Origin of the sequence: Pseudoalteromonas rubra (assembly GCF_005887095.1) — a bacterium.
Lineage (GTDB): Bacteria > Pseudomonadota > Gammaproteobacteria > Enterobacterales > Alteromonadaceae > Pseudoalteromonas > Pseudoalteromonas rubra_E.
The window spans coordinates 18,101-30,957 of record NZ_PNCI01000043.1 but is presented as its reverse complement, the minus strand read 5'-3'; the positions used below and the strand labels follow the sequence as shown (position 1 = coordinate 30,957).

Here is a 12,857-nt window from a genome sequence, read left to right as displayed (position 1 = left end):
GAGCTGTTATGGAATCGCAACGCACGTTTTTATTTATCGGCTTGCTGCTGGTTACCTTTTTACTCTTTACAGAGTGGTCAAAGGAACAAACCGCAGCCAATGCTGATACCAGTGCCGTCACACAACAAGTGGCCGGCCCCGCAAACAATGACCAGGCCGATGTACCGGCTTCCAGTCAGGCTGATGTGCCAATGCAGGCCACTGTGGCTACTCGCTCAGTCATTTCGGTAACCACCGATGTACTGGCAGTAAAAATCGACACCCGAGGTGGTGACATTGTTGAGGCGAAATTGCTACAACACGCCGAAACCCATGGCAGCGACCAGCCTTACCTGTTATTGGGTGAGTTCGAGGGGAAAGAATACTTTGCACAGAGCGGTTTGATTGGCCTGAATGGCCCGGATGCATCAAGCCAGGGTCGCCCGGTCTATCAAAGCGAACAAACCAACTACACATTAAGCGGTGATGAGCTACGTGTGCCGCTGACTTTTGTTGACAGCAAAGGCGTACAGTTCAGCAAAACCTTTGTATTCAAGCCGGGCCAGTATGATGTGGCACTGGAATACGATGTGACAAACCCAACTACTGATCCAGTTCAGGTGCAACTGTATACCCAAATCAAGCGCACGGTTCAGGAAAAAGGCAGCATGGTTGACCAGACTTATCTGGGCGCAGCCTATGGCACCAGTGAAGAGCCTTATGAGAAATACTCTTTCTCTGATATGGCCGATGCTAACCTGAACAAAAATACTCAGGGTGGTTACGTTGCCTTTATCCAGCACTACTTTGTGAGTGCCTGGGTACCAGGTCAGGAAAAGAACAACACCATTTACAGCTCACTGCGCAATAACAACAGCATCATAGGTGTAAAAGGTGAAGCAACTAATATTCAGGCCAATGGCACTGCACAGCTCACCGCCACTTACTACATGGGTCCAAAAGACACTGATGCGCTGGAAGCGCTGCAAAAAGATCTCGACCTGACCGTTGACTACGGTTGGTTATGGTTTATCTCGCAGCCTTTGCTAGAGCTGCTGAAGTTTTTGTACTCTGGTGAAGGATCATTCTTTGGTCTGTTTGACATCAATATTGGTGGGCTGGGCAACTGGGGCTTGGCCATCATTGCTATCACCATTATTGTTAAGTCACTCCTTTACCCACTCACCAAAGCGCAGTATACCTCAATGGCGAAAATGCGTATGCTGCAACCAAAAATGCAGGCACTGAAAGAGCGCTATGGTGATGATCGCCAGAAATTCGGTCAGGCAATGATGGAGATGTACCGCAAGGAAAAAGTAAACCCTATGGGTGGCTGCTTCCCGCTGTTACTACAAATGCCTATCTTCCTGGCACTATTCTATGTATTCCTGGAATCTACAGAGCTGCGCCATGCCGAGTTTATGCTGTGGCTGACTGACCTGTCTTCAAAAGACCCTTACTACGTGCTGCCTATCCTGTTTGGTGCCAGTATGTTCCTGACTCAGAAGCTGCAACCTATGACAGTGACGGATCCTATGCAACAGAAGATGATGACCTGGATGCCGGTTATCTTCTCTGTGTTCTTTATCTGGTTCCCGTCTGGTCTGGTACTGTACTGGCTGGTCTCTAACCTGATCTCAATTGCCCAGATGCTTTATATCTATCGTGGCATGGAGAAAAAGGGCATGAAGGTCCGCGGTTAATACCGAATATAGATAAACAAGAAACGGTCCATCGCGGGCCGTTTTTTTATGTCTGCGATTACCACACAACGGCATATCGGTCTCACAGTCTCAGCTTAACCATTAAAATCAACGTTTTGATAAAATTTGAGGTGGATTTTATGCCACTTTGATAGGCAGGTTGAGGTCCATGTAGCACGCTGCTCAGCATCTTAACAACTTAGCGAGCACTGTATGTTGGAACCCCCTCTGTTAGACGCATTAAACACATCGCACCTCAGCTGGTGGCTGTTACCGCTGGCCTTATTCAGCGGTGTACTGACCAGCTTTACGCCCTGCGTATATCCTCTGCTGCCCATTACCCTGGCTTCACTGACCAGATACCGCACCCAGGCATTGGCACCGCTGCAGTATTGCCTTGGCTTTGCTGCTGTCTATGCCCTGCTGGGTGGCGTTGCCGCTTACAGTGGCAGCCTGTTTGGGGTAGTGGCCTCCAACCCCTGGGTACAAGTTGGTTTTGCCAATCTGCTCATGTATCTGGCCCTGGTCAATAAAGGCTGGCTGACTTTCCCGCGCTTACCGGGCCCTGCATTTCAGAGCTCGCAGGGGGCGCTGCTGATGGGCATGACCAGTGCACTGGTGGCAGCACCTTGCACTTCTCCAGTGCTCGGCGGCTTGCTGCTGTTTGTGGCCACCAGCGGGCAGCCGATATTTGGTGCGCTGCTGTTATTCAGCTTTGCGCTGGGTATGAGCACCCTACTGTTGCTGGCCGGACTGAGCAGTCAATTTGTGACACGTTTGCCTCGCGCTGGCGCCTGGCTCAATCACGTGCCCACTATCAGTGCGCTGTTACTGCTCATCATGGCGCAATATTTTCTTATTCAGGCCGGCAAAAGCTGGCTATAACGCAAGGAGACCATTATGGAGACGATTATGAAGACATACCTCACAGGCATCGTGCTACTGGCACTATCGGCCACGGCCTCGGCAAAACCTTACCCCCCTTTGCAGGCCAGGACAGTGGCCGATCAGCCAATCTCAAGCAGTGGCAAAGTCACTTACCTTAAATTCTGGGCCACCTGGTGCGCCTATTGTGTAGAAGAGATGCCCCTGCTCCAGCAGGCCTTCGAAAACAGCCAGGAAAGTTATCAGGTCATCGCCGTCAATGTGGGCTTTAATCAGACCGTAGAGGGCGTAAAAACCTATTTAAACCGCTATGGCTATCAGTTTCCCACGGTGTTTGATGCAACAGGTAGCATTACCCGCCAGTACCTAGTAACCGGCACACCTCAGCATATTTTGCTTGATGCCAGTGGTACAGAGATTTACCGCAGCGCCCTGTTCACCGATGAGCTCAGACAACACCTGGCGACACTGACAGGAGGCAAACTATGAAGTTACAAAACCCGATCACCCTATTACTGAGCCTGTCTGTACTTTTGCTCAGCCAACAGTCAATCGCAGCCCCGGTTGAGTATATCTTTATTACCCTCTGGGATGAGTACGCGCAGCAAACCCCCTTACCCGAGCCACACCCCAATATCGAGCGCCGCTTCCTTCACCCGGACATCAACATAGATAAACCCAGTGTGGATCAGTTTACTGCGCTTTTCCCTGTCTATGACGGTCTGCAAATAGACACATACAATCAGCTGGCGATCCGCTATGGCGTGAGACAAACCCCTTATCGGCTGGTGGTTGAGGGTAACCAAGTGCGCCAACGGGAGGTGCTAAGCAAGCTCCCAACAGTGGCACACTCAGACCTGCCCGCTCAGGATAAAGCGCTTCAAACCTTGTCCGGACAACCCTTTGATCCCACCCGACCGGGTGCGGGCTTTCGGGTATTGTTCTTCAGCGACAGCCTGTGTCCGTTTCAGCATATCCCGAATTGCGAGCGCAGGATCGCACAGAATAACCGCCTGTCAGCCAATATCGACTACCCTGTGGTGAGCGTGATCAAACCGTTCTATGTGGATCCAACTCAGGTCAGTGCCTATCAACAACGCTTTAACGTTAATCATGAGATCGTTTTTGACAGCCACAATCAGCTGTTCAGGCGTTTTGAAGTGACAGACTTACCCTACTGGGTAGTGCAAAACAGGCAAGGCAAGGTGATTTACCGCGCAAATCAGGTGCCGCCTTTTCCTTTATAGCGCCCAGTTGCTCTGACAATACACGCTGTAGGGTTTGTCGATAACAGCCGTAACCAACTCAAATGGCGGCACTATTGCAGCTCTGATCCAGGTAAGTTGATTGATCAGTGCTGCACTGTTGGGGCGTCTGGCCAGTTGATCACTTAACTGCTTTGACAAGGCATGATCATGAACCAGAAAAGCCGCCACCGCACCATATAAAAGCTCCAGATGACTGGCCTGCTCTGGTGCAGACAATAAAGTCAGTGCCTGTTTCGCCTCACCCCGACGTAAATGAATATACATACGTGTATAACGGGCATAACCTTCAGTCTCAACCAGATTGAGCTGCTGATATACCGCCTGTGCGCTTCTCACTAACGCGTCGGCCCGTACCAGTTCATCTCGCTTTATCAGACTCCACCCCAGCATCAACTGGGCATGCGCAGCGGTGAGGGTGGATACCTGCTCCCAGCCTAACAACTGCTCGAAGGTCTCTATGGCAGTCGCGAGTCCCGGCGCGCCATCCCGATTCAGTGCGCCGTCCATAATCGCCATACCGCGCAGTAGCCAGTGTAATTCATAATGAGGAATAAACTGCGGATCAGGCTCCACCTGTGCCAGATAAGCCTGTGCCTTGTCGCGCTGATGCAGCTGAATATAGTAAAACCCCAGGTAAGTGAGTATTTGCTTTTGCAAGTAGTTATCACCCAGTTCCGATGCAATATCCAGCGCTTCTAACAAGCTCGGTTCACTCTGCGCAACCGGCACCAGATAGTTCTGCCCATAGGCAAATAAGGCCCGCGCCAGTAAATTGCGCCGAGGCGACTGGCGGTAATAAGCTATCGACTGTGCTAGCACCCGCTTGCTGCGTTCCAGATCCAGTAATCGCTTGGTTTCGGGCCCGACGGCTGGCGGATTGGCCAGATAAAAAGCCTGTTGCGCGTCGCGATACGCCAGAGCACGGCTGCCGATCAACGCATATGCTGAATTCAGCGCCCTGGCGTAGTTATCCCACTGCTGAGTGAGCCAGAACAGATCGGCCTGTAACTGATACGCTGTGGCCAGTTGCTCCAGCAACTGGTGACGCTGCGCAAGTACCAATCCTAACTGCACCGCACCCTGCGCCTGCGCATAATCGCCCAGGGCTTTATAAAACTCCGCCTGATACAGATAATGGCGCACCCGTATGGCAGGCTCTGCAGCATTCAGATCCATCGCTGTAAATAAGGTTTTTGCCTGAGTCAGATCACCTTGCTGCCAGGCAATGCGCGCCAGTTCAAGTTGCGCAGCCAGATGCTGCGGATACTGGATAAGGGTTGCCTCAAAATAGGATTTAGCCAGTCTGTTGCCCTGCTCGTCCAGCGCCTGTAGTCCGCGATAATAGTCTTGCGAAGCAACCTGCTCCGGCTTAGGCGCATTTTGCCCATCGGGTAGTAAAGCCAGTGCCCTAATGATCTGCTCAGCGACGTCATCAAACCCCATATCCAACTGTTCAACCACGAGCTTTTGCTGTTGCCGGGCGGTATGAATGGTCAGCACATAACGCTGTTGCTGGCGTGATAAGGTAAGCGCCACCTGCCTGCTATTATCCTCTTGCGTCGACTGCGCAGCCGGGATCAAACGGTATTCGGATTGCAATCGTGTCGTCAATGCCGCATGCAGCGCATAGCCCCACCAGGCATTGGTGGCGACCCCGGTTTGGTTGTCCAGAGGCAAAATTGTTAAAGCGGGATGAGCAAGTTGCGCCGACACAGGCGCAGAGTCTGTTTGAGTGAACTGGGCAATAACACCGCCGCCAATCAACAAGGTGGCACTCAACAACGCAATCAATAACCCCCTGTGCTTGTTGTGCTTTGGCTGTGTCAGCGGGCAGATCCATTGATAGCCCCGCTGCGGTACGGTGCGGATAAACCTCGGCTGCTGCGCATCATCACCCAGTGCCTGACGCAGCTCCGCCATACTTTGCGTTAGCGCCGCATCGCGAAACTCACCGTGTTGCCACAGCGCCTCCAGCAATGCCTCGCGGGATATTACTTGCAGCGGTCGGGCCAATAAATACTGCAATAACTGGGCAACTTTAGGGCGCAGCATCACCTCTTGCTGATCTTTTTTTAATACCAAGCTGTCGCTGTCAAAGCGATACTGAGCAAATACCACCACAAGCTATATCCTTATCTCTGAACCGCCTCTACTATACCTCACAGCGCGCGTTTGCTGTACACTTAGCGCTAATTAGAGTTTGCTTTCAAGGGTCATCATGATCGCACAAGACACCATTGCAGCACAGGCAACCGCACCAGGTCGGGGCGGCGTCGGCATAATCCGAATTTCAGGTACTCTGGCCGAACAAGTTGCCCACACAATTCTCGGCAGATGCCCAAAAACCCGCTACGCAGAATATCTGCCATTCCAAACCCTTCAGGGAGAACAACTCGATCAGGGGATCGCCTTGTTCTTTAAAGGCCCGAACTCCTTTACCGGCGAAGATGTGCTGGAGCTGCAAGGCCATGGTGGTCCGGTGGTGTTGGATATGCTGCTTAAAGAGATCAGTCAGATTGACGGTGTACGGCTGGCAAAGCCCGGTGAATTCTCCGAGCGAGCCTTTATGAATGACAAGCTGGATCTAACCCAGGCCGAAGCCATTGCCGATTTGATCAATGCCACCAGTGAACAGGCCGCCAAAAGCGCCCTGCATTCTCTGCAGGGAGACTTTTCAAAGCACATCAATGCGCTGGTGGAACAGGTGATCCATCTGCGCATGTATGTTGAGGCGGCAATTGACTTTCCGGATGAAGAAATCGACTTTCTTTCCGATGGCAAAGTGGCTGGCGATTTGAGCGCCATCATAGAACAGCTGGGCGTGGTGCGCCAGCAAGCCAAACAAGGCAGCATCATGCGTGAAGGCATGAAAGTGGTGATCGCGGGTCGCCCGAATGCTGGTAAGTCTTCATTACTCAATGCGCTGGCAGGTCGGGAAGCCGCCATTGTGACCGATATCGCCGGCACCACCCGGGATGTGCTCAGAGAGCATATCCATATTGATGGTATGCCGCTGCACATCATAGACACCGCAGGCCTGCGCGACAGCCCGGATAAGGTCGAGCAAATTGGTATTGAACGTGCCTGGGATGAGATCCGTGCCGCCGATCACGTGCTATTTATGGTCGACGGCACCGAAACTGATGAAACTGATCCAGCCCGGATCTGGCCGGAATTCATCGAACAGCTGCCACAAGGCATGGACATCACAGTGATCCGCAACAAGGTCGATCTCAGTGGTGAACCCACAGGCACCAGCCACGACCATGGTCATGCCCTGATCCGCCTCAGTGCCAAAGACAGTAGTGGTATAGATCTGCTGCGTGAACACCTTAAGGCCTGTATCGGCTTTACCGGTGCAACCGAAGGCGGCTTTATGGCGCGTCGCCGTCACCTCGACGCGTTGGAGCGTGCCGCAGAGCACCTGGAGATTGGTCAGACTCAGTTAGAAATGCACATTGCCGGCGAGATCCTGGCCGAAGAACTGCGCCTGACCCAGCAACACCTCAATGAGATCACTGGTGAATTCACCTCCGACGACTTGCTCGGTAAGATCTTCAGCTCTTTCTGTATCGGTAAATAATACAATACTGGGACGCACCGCTAAGGTGCGTCTCACCCTTTCGTCACTGAGTCTCTTTAGTAAGCGGCGCCACCCCTTTCAAGCCCAGTTCGTGAAATAGCGCAATGGCAGCTTGCTCGAATTCATAAAAGCTATCCTGATTGAAATCTATCAGGGCCTGTATACCTGGGATCACGCCTTGATCGGCATCATAGGTTTGTTGCAATAAGTCATCGAGTTGCACAAAAACAGTCTCTTGCAGCGACTGAACAATCACAGTGAAGCGTTTATTATGATAGACATCGAACGTATCCGTTGCTGTGATCTCAAACGTATACTCACCCGCAGCAGTGGGAAGCTGCACACCGATACTTTGTGCCTTATTGCCCGCTACGCTCAGCACAGCATTGCCAGGTCCGGAAACCTGACGCCACGCAATCGACTTCAGGTTATCATCCTTATCAGTGACCTCAGCTGTCAACGTAATCTGAGTTGTCGCTATCGCAGTCAATTGAGGTTGCTCAATCGTGATAGACGGTCGTTCATTACTACTGCCACATGCGCTCAACACACTGAGACAGATCAGTGCAGCGCCCAAGTTGAGTGATTTCATCCGTTTGCTCCTTTGAAAACTGCGCCTAGGTTATGCTGAGGCCACGGCGCAAACTGTGAGTAATTGATGAAAAACCGCGCATTTCTGTCAAAATATGTATTTCATAAAGGAACATTGGTGTGGCAACCCGTGCTCTGACGAGCAAAATTACTTTCATCACACCAACATTTAAAGACAGCTGTACAACATAAACAGCTATGCCAATCACCCGATCCTGTCAGTTATGTGAAAAAGATCGTCATTTTTTAGATTATTTCATTATATAGATCAAACTTTATAGATCCTCTTTCCTATCATGAAAAGACGATCAGATCGTCTTCTGCACCAGAATCTATCCACAAGTTAAAAATCGTCCTGACTATGACCCTTTACAGCCATTCCCGCAAGGCCTGATAACCCCAAAAAACATCAGGATATTCGCGGTTTATCCACAACAAGCACACCGGATTAGCATTTGGAATATTTTATTAAGGCATTGATTAATATAAATTTGCTTTGAACTTCTGCGTATTGACTACTAATTGTGCTAGATTTTTTTATCCCAAACTTGGATCAAGTCTTTACTTCTGTGTAGAGGTCATTAAGATGTCGCGGATACGTCTAGAATCAGTAATCAGGATCCATCGCTTCATGCGTAACATAGAGATCATCATAGGCAGCCAGATGGGCTCCGCAGAATACGTCGCAGAACAGCTTGCCGAACAACTCGATGCCAGCGAATTCAGCACACACCTGCATGAACAACCGGAACTGAGCGCCTGTCAGCATTCTTTGTGGCTGGTGGTCACATCGACTTATGGTGCCGGCGACTACCCAGATAACCTGTTGCCTTTTATAGAGCAATTGTCTGATCATGAAGATCTGAGCCATATTCAGTTTGCTGTGGTGGGTATTGGGGATTCTAGCTATGACACCTTTAATCTGGCTGCCAGTAACTGTGCGCAGCTACTGACAGACAAAGGCGCACAGCAGCTTTTACCAGTATTAAAGATAGATGTACAAGATGAAGCACTACCGGAAGATGCCGCCATTGCCTGGTTGCCAGCATTAAAGCAGCAACTGGATCAGGCCTGCTAGCCCGGCTTAACGATCAGGTGAGAGATCTTTTACACAGAAGTTATTCACAAAAAAGCTCATTCTCAGATCGCACTGTGGATAACCATTGATCTAACTGCGGATCTACGCATACTTATCCATTGGATAGTTTTCATCGGATCTAGTCCTGTGAATAAATAGCCACTTTGATCAAAGCTTTTCATCGCGATGATCCGATCTAATTCACATTATATGATCTGATCTAACTCTTTGGATCAAATCAGGAATACGCTGTTATTCACAGATCCGGGTTGATCTAATAATAAGATCTAATAAAAGATCTTTAAAAAGATCCTTATATATTATTAAGTGATCCTTTTACTCTGATTAAAATTTAAACGTTTCACTTCTGCGTTTTTCTGGGTAGAATACGCACCCTTTCGAAATTTGCTGGTTGTTTTTAAGTAGGATCCCGTAAATGATTTATCACGAACATTTTGACGTTATCGTTGTTGGTGGTGGTCATGCCGGTACTGAAGCAGCGTTGGCTGCAGCACGTATGGGCATGAATACCTTATTGTTAACACACAATATGGACACCCTGGGACAGATGTCCTGTAACCCAGCGATCGGCGGGATCGGAAAAGGTCATCTGGTTAAAGAGATCGATGCTCTGGGTGGCGCAATGGCCAAAGCGATCGACAAAGGCGGGATCCAGTTTCGTACTTTGAACTCTTCCAAAGGTCCAGCCGTACGGGCAACCCGTGCTCAGGCGGATCGCGCTCTGTATAAAGCGGCGATCCAGGAGATCTTGCAAAACCAGGATAACCTGAAGATCTTTCAGCAATCTTGTGATGATCTGATCGTTGAACAAGATCAGGTTAAAGGGGTTGTCACCCAGATGGGGCTGCGTTTCAGTGCAGAAACCGTAGTATTAACAGTCGGTACTTTCCTGGGTGGTCAGATCCACATAGGTCTGGAGAACTTTAAAGGTGGCCGTGCAGGCGATCCACCCTCGATTGCTCTGGCACAGCGTTTACGTGAATTGCCGTTCCGTGTTGATCGGCTGAAAACCGGTACACCGCCACGTATTGATGCGCGTACTGTCGACTTTTCAGTGATGCAGGCACAACCAGGTGATACACCAACGCCGGTATTCTCATTTATGGGTAAAGCATCGGATCATCCACAACAGATCCCTTGCTATATCACTTATACCAATGAAAAAACCCATGACGTGATCCGCGATAATCTGCACCGCTCGCCAATGTATGCCGGTGTCATTGAAGGGATCGGACCGCGTTACTGCCCTTCCATTGAAGACAAGATCGTCCGCTTCGCCGATAAAGAAAAACATCAGATCTTTGTTGAGCCTGAAGGGCTGACTTCCTACGAATTGTATCCGAACGGTATTTCCACCAGCCTGCCATTTGATATTCAGCTGGAGATTGTGCGTTCAATCCAGGGCTTTGAAAATGCGCATATTTGTCGTCCTGGGTATGCGATTGAATATGACTTTTTCGATCCACGTGACCTGAAACAATCTCTGGAAACCAAATTCATTAATGGTCTGTTCTTTGCTGGCCAGATCAATGGTACCACCGGATATGAAGAAGCCGGTGCACAAGGTCTGATCGCAGGTATGAATGCGGCCTTACAAGTAAAAGGTTTGGAAGCCTGGACACCACGCCGCGATCAGGCGTACACAGGTGTACTGATCGACGACCTGGCTACTTTAGGGACCAAAGAACCCTACCGTATGTTTACCAGCCGTGCTGAATACCGCCTGCTGTTGCGTGAAGATAACGCCGATCTGCGCCTGACTGAAAAAGGCCGTGAGCTGGGTCTGGTTGATGATGAGCGCTGGGCGGCATACAACAATAAGCTGGAAGTGATGGAACAGGAAACGCAAAGACTGCGCAATACCTGGATCCACAAAGATCATCCGGCGCTTTCGCAGGTGAATGAATTACTGAAATCGCCGTTAACCCGTGAAGCCAGTTTAGAGGATCTGATCCGTCGTCCGGAAGTCAGTTACAAAGAACTGATGCAGATCGAAGGCCTGGCCAGTGAGCAGGACAATACTCAGGCACTGGAACAGGTTGAGATCCAAACCAAGTACGCGGGCTATATTGCGCGTCAGCAGGATGAGATCAACAAACAACTGCGTCATGAAGAAACCTTACTCCCTGGAGAGTTCGATTATGCTCAGGTCAGTGGCCTGTCTAATGAGGTGGTGGCAAAGCTCTCAGAAGCCAGACCGCAAACAATCGGCCAGGCGTCTCGTATTTCTGGTATCACCCCTGCTGCGATTTCGCTATTATTAGTGTATCTGAAAAAGCAAGGGTTGTTGCGCAAGTCCGCGTAACAACAAACGGAAGACTGTGTTATTAGAACAACTTACAGCCCTGTTAGCCCACACGGACATCGCGCTAACTGAACAGCAAAAGCAGCAGCTCGTCGACTATGTCGGGCTGCTCGATAAATGGAATAAAGCCTACAACCTGACCTCAGTGCGTGATCCGCAGGAAATGATGGTCAAGCACATCATGGACTCGTTAGTCGTTGCACCTCACCTGAGCGGGAAACACTACATTGATGTGGGTACCGGACCAGGATTGCCTGGGATTGTACTGGCCATTGCCCTGCCCGATACACACTTTGTTCTACTCGACAGCCTCGGTAAGCGTGTACGTTTTTTAACCCAGGTAAAACATGCGCTTGGACTGGAAAACGTCACACCGGTTCAGTCTCGTGTTGAAGAATATCAGCCAAGTGTTAAATTAGACGGTGTACTGAGCCGTGCATTTGCTTCTTTGCAGGACATGGTTCAGTGGTGTGGACATCTGGTCGATGACGAAAGCCGCTTTCTGGCATTAAAAGGTCAGTTTCCGCAGCAGGAACTGGATAGCCTGCCTGCCGGTGTGACTCTGGAACGTGATATTAGTTTACAGGTCCCCGAGCTGGATGGTGAACGTCATTTAATCATTCTGAAAAAAGACTAGTATTCGAGGACATAGTGGCTAGAGTCATTGCGATCGCAAACCAAAAAGGCGGTGTGGGAAAAACCACCACTGCAGTTAACCTGGCAGCTTCCATGGCTGCGACCAAACGCAAGGTCCTGCTGATTGACCTGGATCCACAAGGCAATGCGACCATGGGCAGCGGTGTTGACAAATATGGCGAAGTAGCAACCATTTACGATCTTTTGATCGAAGAGACCCCCATTCAGGACGTGATCAGTAAAGAAACGTCCGGCGAATACCACTTAATCGCTGCCAACGGAGATGTGACCGCGGCAGAAGTTAAGTTGATGGAATTGTTCGCTCGCGAAGTGCGTTTGCGTAATGCACTGGAATCGGTGCTGGACCAGTACGATTTTATTTTTATTGATTGCCCGCCTTCATTGAATATGTTGACGGTTAATGCAATGGCGGCGGCTGACTCTGTTATGGTGCCTATGCAGTGTGAGTATTATGCACTGGAAGGACTAACGGCGCTGATGGATACCATCACGCAGCTTTCTAAGCTGGTCAATCCACATTTACAGATCGAGGGGATCTTGCGTACTATGTACGATCCACGTAACCGCCTGGCGAATGATGTATCTGAACAGCTGAAACAGCACTTTGGTGAAAAAGTCTACCGCACCGTGATCCCACGCAATGTGCGTCTGGCAGAAGCGCCGAGTTTTGGTGCACCAGCGATGTACTATGACAGAGCATCCAGTGGTGCCAAAGCCTATCTGGCATTGGCCGGAGAAATGCTCCGCCGTCAGGAAAAACAAGCAGCTGCTGTTGCCTAAGAGGAAG

At 50.2% G+C, this 12,857-nt stretch carries 11 protein-coding genes; 9 read left to right on the top strand and 2 right to left on the bottom strand.

The features are described from left to right. Nucleotides 1-8 precede the first annotated feature (8 nt). The 4 genes from yidC (at nt 9) to CWB99_RS18115 (ending at nt 3,814) form a co-directional block, all read left to right on the top strand. Nucleotides 9-1,682 (top strand): membrane protein insertase YidC, encoded by a 1,674-nt coding sequence (gene yidC, locus CWB99_RS18130; RefSeq protein WP_138550137.1) that lies wholly within the window; start codon nt 9-11, stop codon nt 1,680-1,682. A 213-nt stretch (nt 1,683-1,895) separates the two neighbouring features. Then, on the top strand, nt 1,896-2,567 hold the full coding sequence (locus CWB99_RS18125; protein WP_138550138.1) for a cytochrome c biogenesis protein CcdA: 672 nt from the start codon (nt 1,896-1,898) through the stop codon (nt 2,565-2,567). A gap of 27 nt (nt 2,568-2,594) precedes the next feature. After that, entirely contained in the window at nt 2,595-3,056 is a 462-nt protein-coding gene (locus CWB99_RS18120) for a TlpA family protein disulfide reductase (protein ID WP_249331992.1), read from the top strand. Then, nucleotides 3,053-3,814 carry a TlpA family protein disulfide reductase gene (locus CWB99_RS18115; protein ID WP_138550140.1) on the top strand — a complete coding sequence of 254 codons (762 nt, stop codon included), beginning with the start codon at nt 3,053-3,055 and terminating at the stop codon, nt 3,812-3,814. The genes CWB99_RS18120 and CWB99_RS18115 overlap by 4 nt, the downstream gene beginning before the upstream one ends. Here CWB99_RS18115 and CWB99_RS18110 read toward each other — a convergent pair. Continuing rightward, on the bottom strand, nt 3,809-5,956 hold the full coding sequence (locus CWB99_RS18110; RefSeq protein ID WP_138550141.1) for a winged helix-turn-helix domain-containing protein: 2,148 nt from the start codon (nt 5,954-5,956) through the stop codon (nt 3,809-3,811). The two genes, CWB99_RS18115 and CWB99_RS18110, sit on opposite strands and share 6 nt — an antisense overlap. Nucleotides 5,957-6,053: 97 nt before the next feature. Here CWB99_RS18110 and mnmE point away from each other — a divergent pair, with 97 nt between their 5' ends. Next, nucleotides 6,054-7,418, top strand: a complete 1,365-nt coding sequence (gene mnmE, locus CWB99_RS18105; protein WP_138550142.1) for a tRNA uridine-5-carboxymethylaminomethyl(34) synthesis GTPase MnmE — start codon at nt 6,054-6,056, stop codon at nt 7,416-7,418. A gap of 43 nt (nt 7,419-7,461) precedes the next feature. On the opposite strand, the gene CWB99_RS18100 is transcribed toward mnmE, so the two are convergent. After that, nucleotides 7,462-8,010: a PKD domain-containing protein gene (locus tag CWB99_RS18100; RefSeq protein ID WP_138550143.1), complete on the bottom strand. Its 549-nt coding sequence runs from the start codon at nt 8,008-8,010 to the stop codon at nt 7,462-7,464. 630 nt (nt 8,011-8,640) lie between these two features. Between CWB99_RS18100 and mioC the strand changes: the two genes are divergently transcribed. The 4 genes from mioC (at nt 8,641) to CWB99_RS18080 (ending at nt 12,850) form a co-directional block, all read left to right on the top strand. Beyond that, nucleotides 8,641-9,087: an FMN-binding protein MioC gene (gene mioC, locus CWB99_RS18095; RefSeq protein ID WP_138550144.1), complete on the top strand. Its 447-nt coding sequence runs from the start codon at nt 8,641-8,643 to the stop codon at nt 9,085-9,087. A gap of 436 nt (nt 9,088-9,523) precedes the next feature. Further along, nucleotides 9,524-11,413: a tRNA uridine-5-carboxymethylaminomethyl(34) synthesis enzyme MnmG gene (gene mnmG, locus CWB99_RS18090; RefSeq protein WP_138550145.1), complete on the top strand. Its 1,890-nt coding sequence runs from the start codon at nt 9,524-9,526 to the stop codon at nt 11,411-11,413. 16 nt (nt 11,414-11,429) lie between these two features. Beyond that, complete coding sequence (gene rsmG / locus CWB99_RS18085) at nt 11,430-12,050, top strand: 16S rRNA (guanine(527)-N(7))-methyltransferase RsmG (protein ID WP_138550146.1); 621 nt, start codon at nt 11,430-11,432, stop codon at nt 12,048-12,050. Nucleotides 12,051-12,064: 14 nt separating this feature from the next. After that, entirely contained in the window at nt 12,065-12,850 is a 786-nt protein-coding gene (locus tag CWB99_RS18080; RefSeq protein ID WP_010384867.1) for a ParA family protein, read from the top strand. Nucleotides 12,851-12,857: the final 7 nt, after the last annotated feature.